Raw genomic sequence first — 24,332 nt, 5'->3', positions numbered from 1 at the left:
GGACAAGACCGGGTGCTCGCCAATTTTACCGGTTGATGAGGGGATGAGCTTTGAGGACCGAGAACAAGAATTCGATCGCTCCACACGGCTGATCATCATCGCTTCGAAAGCTCCTGCAAGCAGTCGCCATCGGATTGGTTTCCCCTTTGCGCCAATTGGCGCTCTCATGATGGCAACGGACGAAGTACCGTCTGCCGTGCCCCCCAAAGAAAGCCGTCGGGCACGACGTCCACATCAGCGTCTGTTCGCTTTGCTGCCTCGCATCAACTGGAGCATGGGCAAACCTACGCGTGTCAACGTAGATGAGAGCCGCCGTGATATCCAGCCCAACAGTACCCGCCCGACCTCATTCGCGCGATGCCCAGACAGGGGCTCATGCCGGTGACCTAGCCGCTTGGCCCGCGGTCAAAATCGTCACCAGGCGCGATCATAGCCGCAATTTTGTTCCGATAGACAACTGACGATCGGGGCAGGAGCGCCCTCGAGCGGTCAAGTGGAAATGAAGGTCGGGTATCGCGTGTGTCAGGCTCATGCCGGACGGGGCGCGCCTGTGTATCGATGACCTCCGTCCACATTTGCCGTCGCCGTCAAACTGACGTTTTCTCAGCGCTAGCGGATGGATCGCGGTCCAGGGCAACGCAAGTGCATGCCAACGTCCATTCCCGTAAGTCCAGCCTTCCGAACAAATTTGCCAAGAGGCTAGGACGGCGACATTCTTGCAATTAAACTACCTGCAAGACCGAAGAAGATGTCACACATGAAAACAAGGATTAGAGCAATAGCGAACAACGCTATTCCCGTCAGGTCGTGAAGCACGCCATCGATAAGCTCAACTCCGCCATAGTAAGCGATCAAGACGAGAGCCATTACACGGATAAAGTTTGCCAGAATAGTGATCGGAATAATGGCGGCTAGTAGAATGACAGCGCGAACTTTTGATTCCCATCGAAACGCATAAACGTAAAACATTCCAATAGCGGAAAGCGCGAAGATCGAGTTCATACCCGCGCATGCATCCTTCATCAGCAGCTGATAAGGCCCGATCAGTATCACCACGCCGTTCTGCGCGATCGGATAGTCGGCCGCATAGAGAACCTTCGTCACCAGGTCCGAAATAAACACCTTTAAGGGAACAGTCGCACCATCGACCATCCATCCTGGTGCTGGAACGGTGAAAATCAGGAAGACGATCGGAAAAAGAACTATCCGCAAAACCCCCCAACCGGCCAAGATTAGTACGCATCCGGCAACAACAGGGATTTCGGACAAAACCTCAATCGAGATGAGGTCCTGACTGCGAGAAAGAAAGAGCATCGCTAGCCCTACAAGGAGCGAGGTCCATCCGGAGATCGGGGCCGGTCGCAGTTCAGCCTTCCGCAATTTGTCCCGACTTCCCCATACCAGCCATAGCGACGCAGCCAGAATGAGCGGGCCATGACTTTCTTGTTCGGTCTGCCACGGTCCGTCTGCCAGTTGCAAAAACGTCGGGGAATAGGCGGCTAGAGCAGCAATTGCTGTCAGCGAGGGCCACAAGGTAGGCTTGGTCAAGTAAACCCTGTATCCTTGCAAGGTCTCAGCTTGGTTCATCGTGGCCTCATCAACAAAAAGGCGTCCAGCCGGTAGTCGCTTCGCAACAACCTCGAGATGAAGACCGGCCTATCGTGGCCGGACGGCTGTGATTGCGTACCCCACGCCGCCGATAACGAGCGCGCAGGCTAAGAATAAAAAACCAGCATTGCCAACCTGATTGGCGACTGCCAATACAATCGCCGATAGCAGGAAATGTAGCAAGGTACGGGTGTCCTGATTGGTGAAGGCAAAAAATCCCACCACCAGGCCAAAAAAGCACGCAACCGTAACCACATCAAAAGCTGTCACCATCGAGTGCCGCTCATTTCCCGAGCTTCATGATGTTCGCATAGTCTCCCTCGAACTTGGCGTCGATGTTTGCGGATATGTTTGTTAAGGAGGCCTCGGTCTTTAGCATGTCCAGCCGGAGCAATTGCCGGGCGAGCGCAACAGCCGCCTCTCCTTCGACCGGTCTCGGTTGTTTACTCTTCACTCGGAAGAAGACGCCGTTCTGTCCCGCGCGCACAAAGAACACGTCATCCGGCTTCTTCGATTCGATCGTCTTGAACAGTTCATCTGGAATTTCAGCGGTATTCAACGTGCCCGTCGCCCGGCCGTGGGGTATGCCCATCGCGGTCAATCTTTGATCAATCTCATCGAGAGAGTTTATCTCCTTGATGGCATCGATGCTCGATTGGTCGCTCTGATTGAGGGGGATTGAAATTTGCTCAACGCTCAACAGCTGCTGATTGACAAACTTCCCCGGATTGTCGGTTATGAATTTCTCAATTTCCCTTTTGCCCATAGCCGACATTCGAGTCGAGACCTGGCGGGAGACAAAGGCATTTGCCAAGGCTTGATCACGAGCACGAAGGATGTCCAGAAGGACAGACGGTTCGCGGTCGAGCTTCGCTGCCAGCGCCTGTTGTACCAAGTACTTCCGGGTCACGAGCTCACCGAGGACATGTCTAACGGCGTCTGGATCTTTCTGTCTATCGGCGGGCACATTTGCCCAACGGAACTCGGTGTCCAGCTCCTGGATAGTCACAACTTGATCGCCGATACGAGCGACAACCTGTCCGGTCGACTTGGCCGTCTGCTCTTCAGTTTTCTTGCTGCATCCGCCGACTGCAATGACTTCGGCGATCAGGATCAGCAAGACAACTATTTTTCGCGTGCCAAAAGACAATTGCATGTAACCTCTTGCCCGGCGCACTCCGACGCCCGGGAACCACTAAGCCCGGAGCAACAATAACGATTACCGACGAGGCGGTCGAGTTTGCTCCCCCGGGAAATGCCGTTTAGCTTAATTAAAAAAAGAGCAAGCCATTATCACCATTGGTAGTATAAACAGGACAATCTTTAGTGCAACCTCACGCTTCTCCAGTATTTTAATTTGGGGGACGGTTCTGAGTATGAAATTTAATCCTGTTCAGGCGATTATGGCCGCCGTTGCAATCTTGACAACGGCAACCCTTGCCCAGGTGCTTGCGCCTCGCGAGCTGATGGCGAGCGCATCTTCAACGGTCGAACTCGAAAGAGTGATCCCCCGACAGTTCGGACAATGGACTTACGTTCCAAATATCGGGCTTGTGACCCCGACCGAACCAGAAGGCTATGTTGAAGCCGACAGCAGCGCCTCCAGAATCTACAGTCAAGAACTCGGACGCGGTTACCGCGACGCCGAGGGTCATATCGTTATGTTGCTCGTCGCCTACGGCCCCGTGCAAAATTATCGATTGAAATCCCACCGACCCGAGGTTTGCTACACGGCAGCCGGCTTTCGCGTTTCAAACAAATCATTTGATACGATAAGCTACCGCGAAGACGCCGCACCTGTGCGATTGGAACGTTTGATTACCGAGAGAGAATCTCGCTTTGAACCGGTCAGCTATTGGAGGCGGGTCGGAAACGATATTTCAAACGGTGTCTTTGAAAATCAGGTCACGCGATTAAAGTATGGCTTGAGAGGAATCGTTCCTGATGGCGCCCTGGTCCGGGTATCCGTCATTGGGCTACCCGCTAACCAATCGTTCCGGCTGCAGGACGAATTCATTCGCGATCTTTTGAATGCTGTCGATCCCATGACAAAAAGATTCCTGATCGGTGAACCAAGCTAGTTCTTTCATGAGCGGTGCGAGATCTTCTGATTTGGACTTGTGTTGTAGAGAAGGTCGCCTTCGGGACCAGAACTTAGCATCCCTCACCGGCCTACCATCGCGACGTAGACCTCGTCAGGGAACGGCATTAGCTGGTCACCGGAGAAAGCGAGTATTCAAGACGTGTGGTCGCGGAAGGTTGTTTCGCAACACTGCCCCAGAATTGAGCCACTGTACTAGGATTCTGCTCGTAGAACCCTCCATCTAGTTCCTGCCAGGTCCGCTCATGCATGCTTCCAACCGCCTACCGGCGCTCGACGGTCTGAGAGCGATCAGCATTTTGCTGGTTTTGGCGACCCACATGCTGCCGCTAGGTCCCAAATTTCTGCGCCTTAATGAGACAGCCGGTGCAATGGGCATGAGCCTTTTCTTTGCGCTTTCGGGCTTCTTGATCGCGTCGTTGCTGATGCGCAATGACGATGTTGTTGAGTTTCTTGTCAAACGACTCATGCGCATCCTGCCCCTCGCTTACGCATATGCGCTGATCGTTTTTTCGGCGGTGAAGTTTGATCCGGCGAGCATGTTCTGGACAATGAGTTTCGTTGAGAATTACTTTTCCAGCCACTTGAGTGGCTTCAACTCGCACTTCTGGTCGCTTTGCGTTGAAATTCATTTCTATATCGCGATTGCCTTGATCGTAGCGATTGCCGGCAAGCGAGGAATTTGGGCAGTTTGGCCCGCCTGCTTTGCGGTCACTGCTATTCGAGTTTCGCAAGGAGCTTACATAGACATTCAGACACACCTGAGGGTGGACGAAATTCTCGCTGGCGCGTGTGTCGCAACACTTTTTGAGCGAGGTTTGTTAAACAAGTTCCGATATGACTATCTACTATTAACAGTTGCATGCTTGCTTTGGCTCGCCTCTTCAAGCCCCTACATGGGCTGGCTTCAATACTCAAGGCCTTATGCGTCGGCCGTCCTGCTGGCGGGCGTGCTGGGTCACCAAGGAAGCTATCTTTCAACCTTCCTTTCGTCAGCGCCCATGCGCTACCTCGCAACGATTTCTTACGCTCTATACGTTATCCACCAAGCGACCATCCAAGGGTGGATGAACGAGGGAAGTATATTTGAGCGATACTTCCTAAAACGGCCCATCAGCTTGGCGACGACGTTTGCCTTAGCCCATCTCTCCACCTTTCATTGGGAGCGAGCCTGGCTGAACGCGGGAAGACAATTTATTCAGCAGCGGAGGATGCGCCGGTGCCTACCTGCGCCGGCCCGTGAAGCAGGTTGATCTGATGGCGGGTTGCATGACGTTGTGGCCTACCGACGGCCTTCAATTGCCGCGAGGGCGCGGCGTTTGCCTAGCAACAGCACGCTCCATTGATAGCGTCGAAGGAAACGTCGGAAGCTTCGATCGCCATATCGTGGCTTCCGTTGCAACGCGCTTCTCCACCAGCCCCACATCACGGCAAGGCTGCCTAGAATATATGGCTTTTCGTTCATTCTTGAGAGTGCGCTTGCAGCCAAGTACAAAAAGCTCGTTCCCATAAAGTATTGACCAAACCCATGTCGTATCCTGCCGGCATAGATGCCCTTCTGACTGGATCCCATCGGGCGAAGGTGAACAAAGCGAAGCTCTGGCTCGTCCCAGCTGCAAGCTTTCCAGCCAGCCTTGCGGCACAGGTGGCAATCAATTCCGTCCCACATCACCTCCCGCACAAATCCTCCGATCGCCAAAAAACAGGAGATCCGGTAGAACTTCGTCATGCCTAGAGACGTGTCGTCCCCATGACGCTCATTAACAAGTTTATTGCCCTCTCTGACATAGGCTTTACCGCTGCAGGTACCGAGTAGGGCATCAACCTCCATGCGTTCCATAAGAATTTCAAAATAGCGTTGCGGCAGACGCAGATCTAGATCGAGCTTGCATAGGTAGGTGAAGTCATCTGCATTGATGGTTGCATAGCCTGCATAAAACGCATCTACAACGCCCGGCCCAACTGCGCGCGCACCTCTATCGGGTCGAGTCACCACCTGAATCCAGGGATACTTGTTCGTGTACTCGGCGAGGATTTCGGGCGTCTCATCGGAGGAACCATCATCGACGATGATCCATTTGGCGGGGAGCACTGATTGACTAATCACCGTGTCAAGTGTTTCCCGCATATAGGCCGCTTCATCTCGGCAGGGAGATATTAGTACGTATCGCCGGTCAGCCATTCATTTTCGCCAATATCTGAAGCAAACGACAAAGAAGGATCAATTAAAGTCCCAAAGCCTTGGATCGCAGTTTAGATTAACCTTGGACATTGGCAATATTTGATTCATGTTATTAAACAATCAGGTTAACAAAGGAGGCAGCCGAAAGCTGAAATTAACCAACTAGATCAGTGAGCTTGATGGCGAGCTCGTATTTGAGGATGGCAGCACTTCGTATAGAATAAACGCCCAGCCTCGAGGAATTCTTTGACTGATGTTTGAGAATATCAGAAGCGACTTTCGTGCGCACAATCGCAACTGGGGAAGCCAGGGATTCTGGGTTCTGATCGCCTACCGCTTCGGTCGTTGGCGGTACCAGGTTCGACCGCCGATCCTTCGTAAGTTCTTCTCCCTGATTTATCGCGTTCTCTATAAGATCGTGCAGATTCTAACGGGCATCGAATTCCCTTGTGAGGTCGAATTGGGGGATAACCTTGCTATCGATCATTTCGGGGGAATAATTGTTAGCGGGTATGCCAAGATCGGCAACAACTGCCGTATCCGGGATGGTGTCGTGATCGGTCTCCGCCGTGTGGAGGAGAAATGCGCCCCCGTTATTGGCGACAATGTGGATATTGGATCCGGGGCAAAGCTTCTTGGCGGCATCAGGATCGGTAATAACGTGCACATCGGAGCCAATGCGGTGGTTCTGTGCGACGTGCCGGACAACTGCATCGCGGTCGGTGTCCCCGCCGTCGTGAAATCTAGGGATAGGCAAGATTCGATCTCCTGCGAGGACGATGAATGTTCGGAGTTGTAACCATCGGGCGAAACGAGGGCGAGCGTCTGAAGGCTTGCTTCAGATCAATCCCGCCAGCAACGCCCCTCGTTTACGTCGATTCCGGGTCAACAGATGGCTCGACGAAAGTTGCCTGCGAATTTGGCGCTAAGGTAATCGATCTCGATTTGCAGCGGCCGTTCACAGCGGCTCGGGCCAGGAATGCTGGGTTTGAACGACTTCGAGAAGAGTATCCGCACCTCAAGTACGTACAGTTTATCGACGGCGACTGTGTGCTCTGTCCCACCTGGCTTGATATTGCCGTTGCCTACCTAGAAAGTCATGACAACGTTTGCGCTGTATTCGGCAGGCGTCGCGAGCGTCACCCCGCGCGATCAATATACAACCAGCTTTGTGATTGGGAATGGGACGATGTCCCCCTAGGTGAGGCAAGCGAATGCGGCGGCGACGTTATGATGCGACTGGATGCGCTCACGGCGGTGAACGGCTATCGTGCCGACCTGATCGCAGGCGAAGAGCCTGAACTGTGCCTGCGATTGCAACGAGCCGGCTGGTTCGTATGGCGCATAGATGCAGAAATGACGGTCCACGACGCAGCTATTACCCGTTTCGCTCAATGGGGCCGCAGAGCCGTCCGCAACGGCTACGCGCTCGCCCAAGGGGCAGCTATTCACGGATCGGGCCCTGAGCGATACAGGGTACAAGCCTCGCGACGCATCTGGTTCTGGGGGTTTGGAGTACCCTTGCTAGGTCTTTTCGCAATGGCCCTCTTTGGATTGTTCGCTGCCGCCCTCTTTCTTATCTACGCGGTTCAGTTTCTAAGGCTTCTTGTCAAGAACGGAGGGAGTCTTCGCGAACGCGTCCTTCGCTCTCTCTTTCAAGTGCTCGGCCGCTTCCCGGAGAGCTTCGGCCAACTGAAATTTTTGTGCGATCGGGCGTTTGGTCAACAGACGCAACTGATCGAGTACAAGTGAGAATCTCGTGCACGTTGCCTATTTGATCAACCAATATCCGAAAGTCAGCCACAGCTTCATACGCCGAGAGATACAAGCGGTTGAACGGCGAGGATGCGAGGTTACCCGGCTTGCCATTCGAGGATGGGACCTCGAACTCGTAGATCCTGCCGACAAAGCCGAGAGACTCAAGACGACTTATGTCTTAAAGGATGGCACCTTCATTCTCCTGGTTTCATTGGTACGAGTAGCGTTCGGCCGACCTCTTCGGTCTTTGCGAGCTTTTCTCCTCGCCTCGACCATGGCGCGCCGCTCCGACCGCTCTTTCTTTCGGCACCTCGCCTATTTGGCGGAGGCCTGTCGGATCCTCCCCTGGATTTCCGCAAAAGGCATTCAGCATGTGCACGCCCATTTCGGGACCAATTCTGCAGAAGTCGCCATGCTTCTCCATGAACTTGGTGGGCCGTCGTGGAGTTTCACTGTGCACGGTCCTGAAGAGTTCGACCGACGCATGAACATTGGCTTGGCTGAGAAGGTCAGGCGGTGCAGCTTCGTCGTGGCGATCAGTTCCTTCGGACGCGCACAGATCTACAGGCTCGTTGATCATGAACTATGGCCCAAGATCCACATAGTGCACTGCGGCGTCGACGCGATGTTTGAGCGTGATGCAACGGCTGTCACGCAGTTAAGCCGGCGCTTCGTTTGCGTTGGCCGACTCTGCGAGCAGAAGGGACAGCTACTTTTGCTTCAGGCGGCAAAGCACCTTTCGGAGAAAGGAGTTGATTTTGAGCTCGTACTCGCGGGAGACGGGGATATGCGTACTGCTCTTGAGAGATTTATCGAACGAAACGATCTTCATCGAAGCGTGCGAATAACGGGGTGGATCAACGGCGAACAGGTACTGCACGAAATCGCGTCATCTCGAGCTCTGGTACTGCCAAGCTTCGCCGAAGGATTGCCCGTGGTGATTATGGAGGCGATGGCCTCAAGCCGTCCGGTCATTTCCACCTTTGTGGCCGGCATTCCGGAACTGGTACATAACGGCAAACACGGCTGGCTCGTTCCCGCGGGCGACATCGCCGCCCTCGCCGAAGCGATGGAGACCTGCCTCAATGCTCCGGATGCGGCCGTTCTTGAGATGGGTGCCGCCGCACGAGACCAAGTGATGGCACGACATAGCATTGACAGAGAAGCAATGAAATTAGCTCCGCTGTTCGAAAAGGCAGACAGAGCAACCCGGGCTGACTGATCATAGCACCGAACGAGTGCACACCCAGGATCCTTCTTGAATTCACCCCCGATCGCTTGATCGGTCACTCGGAGCCTCAACGTGAAGGTGCAATATATCCCAGCTATCGATGGTCTGCGCGCAGTTGCGATTTCGCTAGTCGTCGGAGCGCACTACGGCCTCGATCGTTTCGTGCCCGGCGGATTTGGCGTAACCTTGTTTTTTTTCATCAGTGGCTTCCTGATCAGTCGGCTCTTGCTTCAAGAGTATGCGCAAACGACCACCGTTTCGATCTCGCAGTTCTACATTCGTCGTTTCCTTCGGCTCGCGCCTGCGTTGATTGTGATGATCACTATCGTTTCCTTCGTCTTTTTCATGCTGAACGGCTTCGTGGTGCCTTCGGAGATCGGCGCTGGCCTGCTATATTTCATGAACTACTATCTCCTTATTGAAGGACCGACACAAATGCCGCTCGGAGCGCTCTGGTCCCTGGCGGTCGAGGAGCACTACTATCTTGCTTTTCCGGCCTTGATTGCACTTTACGGTAAGCACACCAAGCCACTCGTCCTATTTTTGCTCTCACTCTGCGTAGCGGTACTGATCTGGCGCATCATACTTGTCACACGCCTGCACGTTCCAATGAACCGCACTTATCTTTCCACCGATACTCGCCTTGACTCAATCCTCTTCGGCGCGGTCCTGGGCGTAGCGCTTCAAACCGAATGGCGAAATCGTTTGCAGGCAGTGCTCGTTAATCAATTTGTTGTCGCTCTGGCCATTCTCCTGTTGCTGATATCGTTTCTCTATCGCGATCCAGTTTTCAGAGAGACCCTGAGGTACACGATACAGGGCACAGCGCTCTTATCGATCTTCTATTGTGCACTTGTCGCGCCTGGCTTTGCGTTCATTCGCAAGGGGCTCGAGTGTTCATTCGCCATTTGGATTGGGAAGCTCAGCTATGCCATCTATCTCTGGCATACCGCTGTGCAGTTCTTTGTGTCAAAGGCGATCGCACACGAGAGTCTAATAACTATCGACATTTGCGAGCTTGCGCTCTCGATTGCCTTGGCCGCTGGTTCTTACTACTTTGTCGAAATCCATTTTCAAAAACTCAGAGCAGGATTCAGGCGGAGCCTACCCGCGCAGCCTTCCGGAGTCGGTTCAACACCTCTAGCCTAATTCGATGGTGGCGCTCAGAGATCTTCAAGCGCGCGGACAATGATGTCGCGGCGCCTTTCATGCATTGCATGATGGGTAAAGCGCCGGCTCTTGCTCAACGCCGCAAGACCCATCGTTTTCAGCTCCGGTCTGTTGTGCGCGGCCCATGCCATGATCTCAGACAGGGCATCAGAATTACCGGGAGCTACGAGCCTGCCATTTACACCATCGTCAACGACCTCTCGTATACCGCCGGTATCAGATCCAAGAACCGGTATTCCTTGAGAGAATGCGTCGAATATGATCCTCGGCTGTTCATCAGAAAGTGAGGGAACGACGACAACATCATAATTGCGCAGCATCGCAAAAAAGGCCGTCCCGTAGGGAATGGGATCACGAAGGACAACGCGGCTGTGCTCCTCTAGCGCCAATTTCTGACACTCCGCTTTGAGCGGGCCGTCTCCAATGATCGTAACAGATATGGGTTCTCGGCTGACCTTGCGAACAGCATCTACGACAACCCGAACACCTTTTTCGTGCGTTAGGCGTCCAGCAAAAAGGAGCTGAATCTCGTTCTTCTTCTTGACCCAGTCGTCTTTTGCCGTCTCGTCGTCGAGAATGGTCGAGCTATCGATCCAAGTTGCTGGGGCGACGTAGGCATTAGGGGCGTCCGCTGGCAAAAAATCCCGCAGATAGGCCTTCGATGTAAAGAACCGCAAGTTTGCAGCTCTAATGCAGAGGCGGTTTAGCCGTTCTATCGATGCACCGCGCATCACATTGATCCAAGTTTCTTGTGTTGTATCCGATCTCCAGAAGGACGATTCGACATTCGTAATCAGGAACTTTCCCTGAAGCTTGGCAATCGGAGCGGCCAAAAGCCCTTCGCTGATAGGCCAGCTGCCGAAGCCGGTATGGACAATGAAGTTCTCGCTTGCCGCTGACCACATGGCTCTTATTGACGCTGGGAGCATCAAAAGCGCCTCGAGATGATTTTTGGGTCGGGGTAGTTCGACGAACTTTATTCTACTGAAAGGTTCCCGGCTGAGATCAACGTCCTCATCAAACGGATCTGCATAGACCGTCGGACACGCGAGGGTCAGGTCGTCAATATACTCCAGGTGCAAGGCGAGATCTTTTGCCCAAAGCGGGTCGGCCCACCGCACTCCGTGTTTGTCAACTTTGATATGAGCCGAGACTGTTAAAAGGTAAGGTTTCCCGATATTCTTCATCGCGTGACAGTGATTAAATTAGAAGGTATGCGCAAGCGCGTTGTATGAGGTCGCTGCCTCACAATCGATCGGTCCGATTTACTACTTGCCCCAAGGCCGGGCCGTGTCGCATGGAATTTCTTTGTACAAATAGATCAGCCCGCTGCGTCTTAGAGGATGGATTGTTATGCCAGGAAAGCCAACCTTATTGGTAACGGCAACTATAACCCCTCCGAGCATTGTCACCAATTTGTCGAGGTTCGATCCGCGTCAGAGGCTCGAGGACTACAAGGCCGCTCTACACTTCTATCTAGAGCTTCCCAGCAACATCTTACCAAGGATTGTCTTCGTCGAAAACTCTGCGGGTGATGTGTCTGGGCTTAGGAATCTCGCAGCACGGCACCGCGACAAGGAGATAGAGTTTGTTACATTTTATGGCCTCGACTACCCACCTTCATTTGGACGCGGATATGGGGAGGCGAGGCTTCTGGACTATGCGATGGATCGCTCCGCGATCATTGCGAAGCTTCAGCCCAATGATATGATCTGGAAAGCGACTGGCCGTTTGAAACTGTTGAATTTCGCACAGTTGAGCCAGACCGCTCCTACAGGGACCGACCTCTACTGTGACCTTAAGGACTATCCAATGCCTTGGATGGACATGCGGTTCTTCGCCTTTAGCAAGACTGGCTACGAACATCTGTTCAGAGGGATCGCGGACTCGTTGCGCGAGGATCAGCCCGTCGCCGGCGTTGCCGAGAACCACCTTCGGCGTATCGTTGGGGCAAGACTTGGTCGAGACGCCATCGTGCCTCGATTTGCATACACGCCGCGCGTTGATGGGATCCAGGGCAACAACCAACCCTATTCCGGTGGGATAAGAAATATCGCCAAATTCTCCATCCGGGAATTTTGCCGCCAGCTTGTCCCCGGGCTATGGATCTAGAAACAGATCGGTATCCATTGATGCACAGCGAGGTTGATCATAACGCGTCGATCACGCTCCGGTAGAATGAGCTAACCTGCTCGGCGACCACCGTCGAATTGAAGTTATTGTTGCAATCAAGCCTTGCTTGCTTCCCAAGTTTCGCAGCCATGTCTTTGTCATCTAACAGCATCTGGATAGCTGAGATGATTTCCTGCAACTGACCCGAGCGGCACAATATCCCATTGCGGTGAGATGCAATCATCTCGGGAATGCCCCCGACGTCCGTCGCCACGATCGGACAGCCATATGCCATGGCTTCGAGAACCGAATAGGGAAATATCTCACTTCTGGACGTACACACAGTTAGGAAGTGTTTCTTTCTTAGAGCAGAAACCTCTGCGTGAGGAATTGGCCCCAAGAACCGGAGGCGCGTTCTGAGATCATCCGGCACGCATCTCCGCGCATATTGTTCAAACAGAACGCGGGATCCGTTCTGGAGAATCCCGTAGTCTGTCCCAACAAATGTTAAGCTAAGGTTCGGGTTGCCTCTCGCCAGACTGGTAAATGCCTGAACGATCAGATCTCCGCCCTTTATCGCGTCAAATCGCCCGACGAAGAGGATGCTATCTGGCAAACAGAGGTGTCCGCCCCAAGCCTCTTGGTCCGGAACACAGTCAATTGGATTAGGTACGCAGACAGCATTAGCTAATGGGATTCCATACTGCGATGCCACTGCATTTAGGATGATCGACGAGGGAGATGACAAAGCTTGCGCGGTTCTGATCCCCTTCTCTTCCCGAAGTTCGCGTTTGGCGTCGGCACGAGTCAAGCTTCGCTTATTTAGAAACCAAGGACCATGCAGGCGTACGATGACCGGCACTCCACAGGCGCCGACGAGCTCGCGGCCCCAACCAAAAGACTCTTCGATCTCGAGCAGCTGGACCCCGTGGTCTTGAACCAGCTGCGTAACCGCCAGTCTGAGCATTTCGGCCATCAGCCTATGATTTGCCAGATCAGGCAAGACCTTGAATAGCAGCCGGTACCAGATCGTCCGCAGACTCCGAAATCCGCTGATGTCTATCGTATGTCCATCAGCTTGGAGGGGGTCCCGGCTCAACACGAACACTTCATGACCGAGCTGGCGTAATGCGGGGACAAGGTATTTTGCGTAGGTTACGATACCATTTGCCACGTCGCCGGGAGGCCAGGAGGGCACGTAAATAGCTACCTTCATACGTTCTTGTTCCTGGCTAATTCGCCCGAGGGAAACCCATCGCTACTTTGTACAAGACAGCCATTAAATCGTCCAAGCTCACCGGAATTAACTAAGGAGCCTTAGATTAATGATTAAACGAGTGTTTAACCTATCCAGACCTCATGTTAATGGCTACTCGTTTGGGGGGTGAGAGAACTCGGGAACTCTTGCGTGCGATTCGACCGACTGGGCTGCAAATGAAGCGACAGATTGCTTACGTCGAAACATCGATTCCGGTCAACTTGCAGGCGAACGAGGGGCGCGTGCTGTCGCTGGACGGCTTACGCGCAATGAGCATTCTGCTTGTGCTTTTTGGTCACTTCCTTCTGCCGCAGAGCATTCGAGGGATTGGCGCGTTCGGCGTAACGACCTTCTTTTTCATAAGCGGGTTTCTTATCACGCGGCTCCTGTTCAACGAGATCAAACTTCATGGCAGCATAGATATTCTGAGATTTTATCTGAGGCGCTTGCTGAGGTTGTATCCTGTCATTGTCGTCTCAATTGCGGTCTGCGTCGCGTACGCGTTATTCCGAGGACAGAGGATCGACTTAGTCGAGATTGCAGCGGTCTTTTTCTATTTTGCAAACTACCTTGTGTTCGATCGAGAACTTGCTCATCAGTCCTTCTTCCTGCCGATTGGTCCGTTTTGGTCGCTCGCAGTCGAAGAGCATTTCTATTTGGCGTTTCCGGCGATATTTGTTGCTGCGAAGGGCAGAGCAACACTTGTCGCTCGGGTTGCTATCGCGACCTGTATTATCTGCCTCGCTCTACGCTGCGCTTACCTTTTGATCTGGCCCAGCCTGGTCGGAACCCTCGCCACTTACTGGAGGTCGGAAACCCGTTTTGATTCCATTGCATTTGGGGTCCTGTTGGCCGCACTATGCGAACTTCCAGGATACCGAGGATTCATGAGGCGGTTGCTGAGTCCCAAGGTGGCTCTTGCTTCCGTGGCAGCTCTGCTAGCATCCTTCGCATTTCGAGAACCATTCTACCAAGACACATTTCGCTTTACGATTCAGGGATTGGCGCTTTTGCCGATTGTTGGATACCTGGTGTTCTCAGAGAAACCCCGACTCATTTATTGGCTTCTCAATTGCCCATTGGCGATATGGATCGGCCAACTCAGTTATTCCCTGTACGTATGGCACGGCGCCGTGATCTTTCTTTTCTCAGCGTTCGCCTACGCATATGTGGGCCCCGCCGCCTACGATGTCTTTTTGCTTGTAATGTCATTCGCCGTGGCGGCTCTTTCCTATTACGTGATCGAGATGCCGTTCATGAACCTCAGGCGACGGCTCCGACGCTAAGCTAGCCTGCCTCACAGTTTTCGCTGCGTGCTACGGATCGTCGCCATCGTTCGGATAGATAGGCATGATAAAGTGAAAGCCACTCACTTGCCACGGCAGACCACCGCCAACTCTCTGCCCTTTTTCGAGCAGCTAACGACATTCCTTCAGCCAGCTCGCCGTCCATTGCAAGCCGGTCGAGATTTTCGGCCAATCCCTGGATGATGGCCTCTCTTGAGAGGGGTTTGACCAAAAATCCGGAAACCCCATCCTCGACCAAAAGCTGTGGCCCTCCCCAGTCGAGACAAATGCAAGGTAGACCCAGCGCCATAGCTTCCTGAACCACAATTCCGTTCGCATCTTCGATGCTTGGAAGCAGCGCACCTCGATATTGGCCGAACGAATCCAATAGCTGTCGATGACTTGGGAACCAGTCCATGAAGTTAACCCGGTCCCTCAAGCCAAGCGAATCCACCAATAGCCGACAGCGCTCGAGTTCTGGCCCCTTACCGATAATATCGATGCAGATCGGCTGTTTTGTCTTCGATAGGCTTTCGATTATTAGAGTAGTGCCCTTGTGGAACACCAATCGACCAAAATGCACAAACCGAAAGTTCGTTCCTTGTTGCCGAACCCGATCTCGATCGAGAATTTCGTCGCTCACCCCGCAGTCGAGGCAGTCGACCAAAATGCCCTCCTCGCATCCGCCAGCCAGCAACGACCGCCTGGTCCGAGGACCGCCTGCGCACAACACCAAATCCGCCTTTGTCACCCCTCTGAATATCAATCGATTAATGAACTGGAATGGCATATGGAATAATCTTCTCAGCTTCGCCGATAATGTTTCATGCCGACGGAAGATCTTGGGATAATAAATGTTGCCGTTCACCGGCCCAAACACATTCGGATATTTTCTCGAAATGAACCGAGGCATGACGGGTGAGTTCGGCTCGGTCTGATGGAACACAACCTTAACGGAACTCGTCCGCCGGGCCTCCACCAACTGCTCAGCAAGTCTTATCGCCTTCCTGCAAAACCAAGGATCCAAGAGCCATCGAAGAACACGTGAATGCCAAAGGAAAAGCGAGACCGGCGAATCCGGAACGTAGAAGACGTTCGACAGACGCAGGCGATCAGAAAGCTCGGATCTATTACGTTCGTGCGTGATCTGCACGGTGTTTGGTTGGTCTTTGGATAGCTCCCGGAAGATTTGAAGTGCCTTGATTGCCTCTCCGCCCATTTGCTCTCCAACGTTTGGCGCAATCAAGACGATGAACAGGTCGCTACAATACACTTTGATTAATCCTCATCTGGCCACTGAAATGGTATTAGCTGCTCCGGTCTCTGGAACGCTTTGGGGACACGATTGAGTCTAACGGGGTGTTCGCGAACCGACGTGAACTCGGTCTGGCCTGCTGAGCTGTTCCCAACAAAGTTCCTGCCAGCAGCCAAGTCCAAGGGGTCAGTGTCGAATTCGGGAGCAGCTCTACTATGTTAATTGCAACCATCAGCGCGAGAGCCGCCAACAAGATCCTTTCCTCCCTTGAACGAATATACCCCACAACCGTCCTGGCGCGATAAACCCCGGCGCCGAGAAGGCCGAACTCCGCAATAAACCCGAGCAATCCGTAGTTTCCCATCGTCAAAATCCAGCGGCCGTCGGTCAGACTGGTGTCCGCGCCGCTTTCTTGGTTGAATACCCTGTTACGGCCATATCCTCCCCATCCGAAAAAGAGGCGCTCAGCTGCTCTGTTGAGCAACGCATCCTCATTCCGGAAGCGCGTCTTTAGCGATTCCGCACGATCCGAGCTTATCGCATCTGCTGCCTGAACGATCAAACCTGTTGGAACAACGTCCAATGACCTTAGCAGGGGGTACGACAAGGCAACTGACACCAATAAACATGCCACCGAGATTTGAAATCTCGGCGAAGTAAATCGAATGAGCGGTGTTAGGAGTAGCGCATAAACCGTGGCACCAAAGCTCTTGCACAGCACCAAGATAAGACCGAGATAGGACGGAACAACTGCGGGCGGAAGACGCCCCAACCCAATCCCCAGATTCCACCTGGCTGTTGCTGCCATCGTTGACACCGCGAGAAAGAACGCCAATACGAGGCCATGTCCCATGAAAACCATCGGGCGGTACCCCTCGCCTCGCAGTACCTGCACGTAGTCGGTCGGCGAGTAACCATATAACCATATGTGCAGCTGCGGACTGAAGCGCAGCTCAAGTAGCGTTGGAAGTGTATACGCTAAGCCGGTAATGACGATTATTCTGAAGAGTTCTGAAAGGTCGCTCGGTTGGCGAATGAGCGCACGCCCTATTAGAAACGGCACAAGCGATAAAAACGTGCTGATGACTAGTGAACCTGAATTGTAGAAATCAGCCGGTGGGAGCCCACTTCCGCCGATAAAAATGGCATCTTGATTTCCGGAAACGCTCAGAACCGGAGCAAGTAAATTCGCGGCGAGCGGAACGGTTGCCGCGCCGAGTCCACTAAAAATCTTGAGAGGCCGACCACGGCTCAGCAAACACCCGACAAGGACACAGATGTTAGGAATTGTGAACTTGTCGATTTGAGGAATCATTGGAAACTTGATGACGGCTCCAACGGGAAGAAGCATCTGGGCGCCGAAAATTGTCCAAAGCGTTGCTTGCACTTTTGAGAGCGAACCGTACAAAGCGATCGCTACCAAGGGCCACGTCAAGAGAGCAGCATAGGCAAACCAATTTGGCGTAATGGCATCAGACATCAGGATTCCACGTAGCGCGGTGGCGATTTGAATGCGAACTTGACCCCCATCCTTCGGTTCTATCAAATGTTGAACCAATTGAAACCTGGTTGTTCGTGCCACGAGGTTTTTTAGATATGTCGTCTGATTGAGCCACGTCCGGTGGAGACCGTTAACTCAACTACCGCCTCCCGAATGCCGGAGCGTTTGCTTTGCCCTCTGGGGAATTGAAGCAAACGTTAAAGAGAATTCCGATGGATCTCCGAGCAAAGCTACTAAGAGCCGGCGCCCTGACTGCAGGGTCGTATTCGGTTGAGTTGATCACCCGGCTCCTGTCAAACCTGATACTTACGCGGCTGCTCTTCCCCGAAGCGTTTGGACTTATGGCGGCTTCCACTTCGCTCCTAGTTGGCCTCAGCTTGGTTAGCGATTTTGGAATTAGGGCCATCGTCATACAGAGCCCGCGAGGAGCAAGCGAGAGCTTTCTCCACGCGGCTTGGGCATTTCAAATAACTCGCGGAATAATTCTTTGGTTAATCCTGCTGACCTGCAGCGCAGCCCTAAGCGTTCCGGCTATCCACGATCTGATCCCCAAAGAGAGCGTGTTCTCCAACAAAGCCTTTCCCACGTTGACGATCATTCTGGGGCTGGGGCTGTTGTTAACTAGTCTGGAATCTACCGCTATTCCCCTAAGTGCACGCAACTTGAATTACCGGCCTATTGTTGTGCTTGATCTTGTCGGCAAGATCACTCCTGTTCCGATCATGATCGGCTGCGCTGTGCTGTTTCCCAGCGTTTGGGCTCTCGCATTGGGCACGGTAGTCGGAAGCGTGGTACGCACTGCTTTGTCACACATGATTATCCCGGGCCCTCGGATGGCCTGGAAGTGGCAAGCAGCCCACGTTCAGGAAATTCTTCACTTCGGCAAGTGGATCACCGTTTCATCTGTAGCCACTTTTTTTGCGGTTCAAAGCGACGTCATTCTCTTTGGACTGCTCTTCCCGAGCGCGTTTGTTGGAGTCTATTTCATTGCGAAAACGCTGATCGATGCGGTGGAAGGTCTGCTTGAGAAGCTTAATGGGTCTCTCACGCTTCCGGTTGTCGGCGAAGTTCTTCGGCGAGATCCAGACAATCTGCAGGGGCGCTTCTATCGGTTCCGACTTCCCATCGACATTGTTGCCTTTACATGTGGTGGAATGCTGTTCGAGATTGGTGAGCGAATAATCGCAATGCTTTATGACCCGCGATATGCGGAGGCAGGACCAATATTGCAGCTATTTGGTTTGGGCTTGGCGATGTACCCTTTTCAGCTTATTCGCAGCGCGTTCACAGCCATCGCAAAGACGCGCGTTGTGGCACTCGTGTCCATCCTCCAGGCAGTGGCTCTCGTTTGCGGCCTACTTGGCGGAAACTTCTTGTTCGGAGCCCGCGGCGCCGTGATCGGTATAGTGCTCAGCCGCATTATCCCCTCGGCAGTGACTATGTGGCTTGCGCATCGTTACAAGTGGATCAGCGTGCGGCACGAACTCCGAGCAATCCCTCTCTTCGTTCTGGGAGTGATAATGGGAAGGCTCTTTCTGCTGCTTCCCTCCAGGTTTTGGTGAGCTTTTGGGGTAACGCGCCGAATGGTCGCTTCCTAACCGGCTTACGAGGAAGACCGCGGTGCTGAAGCCCACGCGCCTTCTGCGAGCTCCAGCTGGGGGCACAAGTTCAGAAAGTCCTATGCGGTAGTTCCCTTGTTACGTGCTGCGAGGTATTGCCAAGCCAAATCGAGGTTTCCTCCTTCTACGCCTCCTGAATACGTATCAGGTGAGGAATGACCCCAGCGGTTATTTACCATGATGTATTCGGCGGGACATTCTGCGACGCTGATCGCGTTGAAAGCATCGTGGAAATTTCTAAGCGCCTGCGCCCAGGCCGCGCTGCGCTTACAAGCGGCAAGGAACGCGTTCTGACCCTGGCTGAAGCCTTCTACTCCATGATCCCACCCACCCTCATACATTATGGTTTTCTTCCCCTTCGCCGCAACTGCGGTGGCATACGCGGGCAACAACACTCCAGCGTATCTGCTCGTTGTCTCTCCAGTTCCCGTCCCAACAATTCCCGCGACATATGTTGCGCAAGCCGCTTCTTTGGCTCCCGCCGAGCTCGCCGCAAGCCAGGCATTTGTACAAATCCCTAGGCTATTGGAGCCACTGCTGCCGTCGTCCGGATTATAGAAATAGCCGGCCCAAGCAAAATAATCGAAATGGCTCATTGGATCAGTACGCCACGTGTTCAACGTGTCGCTATTGAAATAGACACTTCCGTTTAGCCGGTACGCGTTGACGACGTGGGTCGGCCCGACGGCTCCCTGTCCAGAGAGGACATAGTGGACTCGTGGACTTCCGGGGAAGGCGGCTTTGATTTCCTCGATTGAAAGAACGGCACGCAGAGTAGAGTACGAGCTGACATCATAGGGACCGGAAGCGGGCCAACGCTGGTACCCAATCTTCTTGAGGAAGTTTGCGTGTGGAAAGCCGGTATTCCAAGTCTCGTTGCTGTGTTCGACGTACAACTTGCAGCGACTGTCGAGGCCCGCATAGCCATTAGCTCCGTTCAGAATGGTGTTGACCATATTCACGGGCCAGTTGGATGATGGCGCGTAGTCCTGATCGCTCGAGATCATTCCCCGATGCGGGATGCAAACCCACATGTCGATCGATCCGCTCGTCGTCATCTGCATGAGCTCATTTACAAGCGCGGTGCATACTTCGAGTGGCACACCGCTTTGAAGCACGGCTTGGGCTCCGCCATTGCTCATAAGCCACGCACCTTTAACCGTGCTGCTCGCAATGATGTCCTTGTCGAACGTGAAGGTCTTGTAATCGCCGGTCGCGAGGTAGTTGGACCCATAACGCGAGGCTGGCGAGACGCCATCCACATACACGACAGGGTACTCGCCGCGACCGCCGACGTTCAGGGTAATGTACTGATAGGCTGTTCCTATCGTAAACGGAGAAAACAAGCTCGTATCAGTACCAATCGAGTAGGTGTTTTCGTCGATGACAGCAATTGTGCAAGGCGTGTTATTAAGTTCCACCATTCCTGCAGGGGCTTGTCCGGGAATCGGAGACATCATCTGGTGAACGATGACATCACCGGTACCGAACCCATGCCCGACGGCGGTCACAATGCCCGGATTGGACTGACTAATTGACGTAACAACTGTTGTACCGGCACGAGCCATTCCCGCGCCGATCCGACACGTCACCAATTCACCATGCTGCATCGAACCTGGTGTACCCGCTGCACCTGGAAGCATCATTCGGTTGCTGCCGGACGTTGTCCCGTACCTTGGACCGGCAACCCAGTTGCTGACGTAGCTTGCCTTGCCAGGAGCCGTACGCTGCTCGAAGCGAGACAACTGTGAGTTGTTCACCATATTCCAGTCCATGAAGCGGATCAGGCTTGGATTGTAGTCGACGTATAGCTGCTTGAAGCCGCGGCGAAAGATCTTGCCGGTCAAGAGATCGGCCTCATCTTCGAGCCTATAGAACTTCAGGTTCTTAAGAAAACCGCCAGAACCTCCGGTTGCCCAGACACACAGAAGCAGCAATTGCGGACCGTTGGCTCCGGACAAGTTTGCGATGATCCGGGCCTTTTGACCGCTGATACTCGACCATGATCCATTTCCGAGCTTTCGATACGAGGTCCCGGCGCCGTTCACCTCGGTCCAAGTGCCGCTTCCAACGATTTGCACTGTCCCGTCACCTTCCCACGTAATGACGTAGGGACCAGCAAACTGATCGGCGCCCGGGATGCGCACGCCACCACCAAAAGGAAGGCCGTTGGCCCCTGAATTGTTGGGCCAACCATCGCTATCGATCAATTGAGTCCAAGGTACGGGTGAGTTTGCGTAGTAAGTACCGATCGGTCCTGGAAAGTTGTCGCCCTGCCTAGTGTGGTCAATAAAGGCATACTCAAACACGTCCAGACCATTGATATTGATACTGGACCTCTTGTTGGCTGGAAGTGCACTGGAAGCGGTCACCGATTTGGGCTTCGGAGGAACAGCGATTGCGTGATTGCCCGTGGCCAGTGTTATGGCTCCAGCCGCCGCGCCCTCCAGTATCTTTCTCCGCGAAAACTTCATCTTTTGGTTCTCCGAGATGACGGCAAGCCAGTGCTTTAATGTTGAATATGATCGGGCTTTCGCTTGGCTTTCACTCACCAGCAACTAGATCGGAACGAGCGTCGTGCAGCTTCAGCTACGCCTCTACGCTTACTCCGCCGATCCTGCATATCCGAAGTAGAAAACAAGTTGACAAGAAGGAAACAACTTGAAGAACGGTAAACGTGGCGTAAGCGCACTACTGCAGACGCTGCTTGCAACGCACTTGGGGACAATACGGAGTATGCTGCGCTTTACCGCTCGTTAAGACACCCCCCCGCTCGGATCAACTCTAAGAGCATCTTGGCAAGACACGCGAATCTAATCACTCTTCAAAAAGGATAGTTAGCTCTCTCGTCCGTCGGCTCTGTCCAAAGCCGCCATCTTTCAAGTGAAGGGGCGGTCTTCAATCTTTTCCAATGGCAGCAACGGTGGCTACGAAGCCATCTACCCGCGAACCGAGTACTCAGGTCACAACGTCACGCGTTGATCATGTGCGCAGCTCGCACCTGCTGCACGCGGAAGTTGCTCGAGATACTCATCTCAAGCGACGGCTCGATTTGGCAACGCCTTGCTCATCGCGCTCCACCAGATCGCGTACGATAGCACTCGCCAAGCTTGATGGGGTGTCCGCCTGATTGTGGTATCATATCTGTGCGCGACGTCTTTCAATTGAAGATGGGGTGCGCCGGATCGCGCCAGCACGCCAAGTGCCCACTCGCGGTTCTCAGCCAGCCAATGATTGAGAGGGAACGGAAATCCCATTTTGCGTCGGCGCCAGACGACTTCCTCTGGCAACGTACGCTCAAATGCCTTTCGTAAAATCCATTTCATCCAGCCGTCACGAACCAAATAGCTTGAAGGGAGACTAAAAGCCGTTTCGACGACTTTATGATCCAAGAACGGGGCACGCAGCTCGATTGGAACAGCCATACTGTTTTGATTGTCAATACGAAGCCAGTAGTTCAGCTGCATATCGCCCATCAATGCCTTCATTCGATCATCGAAGCGCCAGGGCATACAATAGCGAGAATCAGTTGGCGGAGAATCATAAAGAGATTCATCGGGGCCAACCGAGGTCGTTGCCCAATGAAACGCCCTTTGTGCCCCCGGCAGGACAATCAGCAAACGCTTGAACAGATCTACGGGACTCAAGGCCCGTTCAGATAGACCAACGATTGTCGACGTTGCACTTGAGAGGTCGCCGCGTAGAATAGCGCTCTGGACGTAGGGAACGAAGTAGCGATTTGCGTAACCTGCGAACACCTCATCACCAGCTGCCCCGTAGAGAACAGCCCGATAGCCGAGCTCACGGAGAGTCAGCCAAATTGCCCGATTGGACATTTGATTGGGCGAATGGACTGGCTCGCCCATGGAACGCGCGAACTCGATTAATTCCGGCAGGCTGAACTTACTGCCAGGTCGGACAAATTGATGATCGACCAGCTCCGGAAATGCATGAGCTGCTGCCGTGGCATACCTGTCCTCGTTCGCGTCCTCTTGCGGGAAAGAGACTGTAATTGCCTTCACCTTGTTGCCCAGCTCCGCAGCACAGGCAAGGATAATCGAGGAGTCGAGTCCACCGCTAAGCTGGAGCGCCACCGGTACGTCTGCGTGAATACGGAGATCGGTTGCAACGATCAGTTCCTCGCGCACCTTCTTGGCAGCTTCTTCGATGCTGATATCCTTCGTTGAAAGTCTACTCTCGGGAAGAGACCAATACCGGGTACGATGACCGAGCCCATCCTCACCGATCCACACATAGCTAGCGGCGTCGAGCGTTTCGATCTCGGCAAAACACGTCCTTCCCTCGACATCGCGCAAGCCATGCGCAACGAAATCATTGATCGAGGTCCAATCCGGCCTCCGTTCGATCGAGCCATCCAGCACAAAAAGGGCAGCAATCTCCGACGCCCAGCGAACGCCGCTGTTCGAAGTATGAACATAAAGAGGGGCCTTGCCGAGACGGTCACGGCACAATAGCACCCCCCTTCTTCTGCGGTCCCAGATTGCAACCGCCCAAAATCCTCGGAATCTCAAAAAGCAATCTTCGCCCCACTCGAGATAACTTTGCAACAGGACCTCAGTGTCGCTCGTCGACGAAAAGTGATGGCCTTTGGCTATGAGCTCGCGTCTAATTTCGTTGTGGTTGTAGATTTCTCCGTTGAAAGTCAGCGCGACTTGCTCGTCGGGCGAAACCATCGGCTGATGCCCGCCAGGTGAAAGATCGACCAAAGCGAATCGCGTGTGGCCTAAGAACACTGCGTGGGAAGGTGCTTTAACAGGGGTAGGAAGCATCCAGGAGCCATTGGAGAACACCGCGTGTCCGGCGTCAGGGCTCGAGGCGAGCGTACGGCCAGATACAAACCCGGCATCATCAGGTCCTCGATGGGCAAGGTAAGAAACTGCAGCAATTGCGGCAGCCGGAGATTTCCCCTTATTCAGCTCAACGTAGCCGACCAATCCGCACATTTGATTTTCCACCTTGGAGTCGCCAAAATATATCTAAACGGTCGATTTCTATCAACGATGGGCGCACTTAAGGGAGGCATATGGTTACGACTACAGTTCGGGAAGATTGATCGAAATCGGCTGATGTACTGCACTCAGTTGCGGCAAGGCTGCTCAATGCGCAGCCGGCTATGGCGCTATTGAGAGTGGGCTTCGCGAGAGGCTTTGTTCAACCGGCCACACCACCATCAACGATGCGCCCCTGCGCACACTCTGAGAGCTTTAAATCGGGGCTTTTCGCGTTGCTT

19 protein-coding genes are annotated in these 24,332 nt (G+C 53.5%); 9 read left to right on the top strand and 10 right to left on the bottom strand.

From position 1 onward, the window contains the following. Positions 1-699: 699 nt before the first annotated feature. From xrt to ACLFLU_RS16910, 3 genes are all read right to left on the bottom strand, one after another. Positions 700-1,587, bottom strand: coding sequence for an exosortase (xrt, locus tag ACLFLU_RS16920; protein ID WP_426413298.1), 888 nt, complete (start codon positions 1,585-1,587; stop codon positions 700-702). A gap of 69 nt (positions 1,588-1,656) precedes the next feature. After that, complete coding sequence (locus ACLFLU_RS16915; protein ID WP_426413297.1) at positions 1,657-1,881, bottom strand: XrtV sorting system accessory protein; 225 nt, start codon at positions 1,879-1,881, stop codon at positions 1,657-1,659. Positions 1,882-1,891: 10 nt separating this feature from the next. Further along, a complete protein-coding gene (locus ACLFLU_RS16910) occupies positions 1,892-2,764 on the bottom strand; it encodes a hypothetical protein (RefSeq protein ID WP_426413296.1) in 873 nt (290 codons plus the stop codon). A 220-nt stretch (positions 2,765-2,984) separates the two neighbouring features. Here ACLFLU_RS16910 and epsI point away from each other — a divergent pair, with 220 nt between their 5' ends. Continuing rightward, the gene (gene epsI / locus ACLFLU_RS16905; RefSeq protein WP_426413295.1) at positions 2,985-3,689 is read left to right on the top strand and encodes an exosortase-associated protein EpsI, V-type; all 705 of its coding nucleotides are present in this window, start codon (positions 2,985-2,987) and stop codon (positions 3,687-3,689) included. 265 nt (positions 3,690-3,954) lie between these two features. Then, complete coding sequence (locus tag ACLFLU_RS16900) at positions 3,955-4,962, top strand: acyltransferase family protein (protein WP_426413294.1); 1,008 nt, start codon at positions 3,955-3,957, stop codon at positions 4,960-4,962. A 29-nt stretch (positions 4,963-4,991) separates the two neighbouring features. On the opposite strand, the gene ACLFLU_RS16895 is transcribed toward ACLFLU_RS16900, so the two are convergent. Further along, positions 4,992-5,837, bottom strand: a complete 846-nt coding sequence (locus tag ACLFLU_RS16895) for a glycosyltransferase family 2 protein (protein WP_426413293.1) — start codon at positions 5,835-5,837, stop codon at positions 4,992-4,994. 307 nt (positions 5,838-6,144) lie between these two features. Here ACLFLU_RS16895 and ACLFLU_RS16890 point away from each other — a divergent pair, with 307 nt between their 5' ends. From ACLFLU_RS16890 to ACLFLU_RS16875, 4 genes are all read left to right on the top strand, one after another. Continuing rightward, the gene (locus ACLFLU_RS16890) at positions 6,145-6,690 is read left to right on the top strand and encodes a serine O-acetyltransferase (protein ID WP_426413292.1); all 546 of its coding nucleotides are present in this window, start codon (positions 6,145-6,147) and stop codon (positions 6,688-6,690) included. Further along, positions 6,675-7,643 (top strand): glycosyltransferase, encoded by a 969-nt coding sequence (locus ACLFLU_RS16885; RefSeq protein ID WP_426413291.1) that lies wholly within the window; start codon positions 6,675-6,677, stop codon positions 7,641-7,643. Before ACLFLU_RS16890 ends, ACLFLU_RS16885 begins: the two co-directional genes overlap by 16 nt. Positions 7,644-7,650: 7 nt before the next feature. Further along, the gene (locus ACLFLU_RS16880; RefSeq protein WP_426413290.1) at positions 7,651-8,871 is read left to right on the top strand and encodes a glycosyltransferase; all 1,221 of its coding nucleotides are present in this window, start codon (positions 7,651-7,653) and stop codon (positions 8,869-8,871) included. Positions 8,872-8,952: 81 nt separating this feature from the next. Further along, positions 8,953-10,029, top strand: a complete 1,077-nt coding sequence (locus ACLFLU_RS16875; RefSeq protein WP_426413289.1) for an acyltransferase family protein — start codon at positions 8,953-8,955, stop codon at positions 10,027-10,029. 14 nt (positions 10,030-10,043) lie between these two features. Here the strand turns inward: ACLFLU_RS16875 and ACLFLU_RS16870 are convergent, their stop codons facing one another. Then, entirely contained in the window at positions 10,044-11,171 is a 1,128-nt protein-coding gene (locus ACLFLU_RS16870; RefSeq protein WP_426413288.1) for a glycosyltransferase family 4 protein, read from the bottom strand. A gap of 232 nt (positions 11,172-11,403) precedes the next feature. Between ACLFLU_RS16870 and ACLFLU_RS16865 the strand changes: the two genes are divergently transcribed. Further along, a complete protein-coding gene (locus ACLFLU_RS16865; RefSeq protein ID WP_426413287.1) occupies positions 11,404-12,162 on the top strand; it encodes a hypothetical protein in 759 nt (252 codons plus the stop codon). Positions 12,163-12,199: 37 nt separating this feature from the next. On the opposite strand, the gene ACLFLU_RS16860 is transcribed toward ACLFLU_RS16865, so the two are convergent. Continuing rightward, entirely contained in the window at positions 12,200-13,378 is a 1,179-nt protein-coding gene (locus ACLFLU_RS16860; RefSeq protein WP_426413286.1) for a glycosyltransferase family 4 protein, read from the bottom strand. Between the two features lie 218 nt (positions 13,379-13,596). On the opposite strand from ACLFLU_RS16860, the gene ACLFLU_RS16855 reads away from it, so the two are divergent. Further along, the gene (locus ACLFLU_RS16855) at positions 13,597-14,706 is read left to right on the top strand and encodes an acyltransferase family protein (protein WP_426413285.1); all 1,110 of its coding nucleotides are present in this window, start codon (positions 13,597-13,599) and stop codon (positions 14,704-14,706) included. Position 14,707: 1 nt separating this feature from the next. On the opposite strand, the gene ACLFLU_RS16850 is transcribed toward ACLFLU_RS16855, so the two are convergent. Beyond that, complete coding sequence (locus tag ACLFLU_RS16850) at positions 14,708-15,979, bottom strand: glycosyltransferase (protein ID WP_426413284.1); 1,272 nt, start codon at positions 15,977-15,979, stop codon at positions 14,708-14,710. 34 nt (positions 15,980-16,013) lie between these two features. Next, positions 16,014-17,441 carry a hypothetical protein gene (locus ACLFLU_RS16845; RefSeq protein WP_426413283.1) on the bottom strand — a complete coding sequence of 476 codons (1,428 nt, stop codon included), beginning with the start codon at positions 17,439-17,441 and terminating at the stop codon, positions 16,014-16,016. 233 nt (positions 17,442-17,674) lie between these two features. Here ACLFLU_RS16845 and ACLFLU_RS16840 point away from each other — a divergent pair, with 233 nt between their 5' ends. Then, complete coding sequence (locus ACLFLU_RS16840) at positions 17,675-19,024, top strand: oligosaccharide flippase family protein (RefSeq protein ID WP_426413282.1); 1,350 nt, start codon at positions 17,675-17,677, stop codon at positions 19,022-19,024. Positions 19,025-19,140: 116 nt separating this feature from the next. Here ACLFLU_RS16840 and ACLFLU_RS16835 read toward each other — a convergent pair whose 3' ends face one another. Together ACLFLU_RS16835 and asnB are read right to left on the bottom strand one after the other, a co-directional pair. Beyond that, a complete protein-coding gene (locus ACLFLU_RS16835; RefSeq protein WP_426413281.1) occupies positions 19,141-21,555 on the bottom strand; it encodes a hypothetical protein in 2,415 nt (804 codons plus the stop codon). 561 nt (positions 21,556-22,116) lie between these two features. Beyond that, positions 22,117-24,045 carry an asparagine synthase (glutamine-hydrolyzing) gene (asnB, locus tag ACLFLU_RS16830; protein WP_426413280.1) on the bottom strand — a complete coding sequence of 643 codons (1,929 nt, stop codon included), beginning with the start codon at positions 24,043-24,045 and terminating at the stop codon, positions 22,117-22,119. Positions 24,046-24,332: the final 287 nt, after the last annotated feature.

This window comes from Bradyrhizobium ganzhouense, assembly GCF_049949285.1.
Lineage (GTDB): Bacteria > Pseudomonadota > Alphaproteobacteria > Rhizobiales > Xanthobacteraceae > Bradyrhizobium > Bradyrhizobium ganzhouense.
The sequence above is the reverse complement of the archived record's forward strand: the minus strand, read 5'-3'. Positions and strand labels throughout refer to the sequence as shown.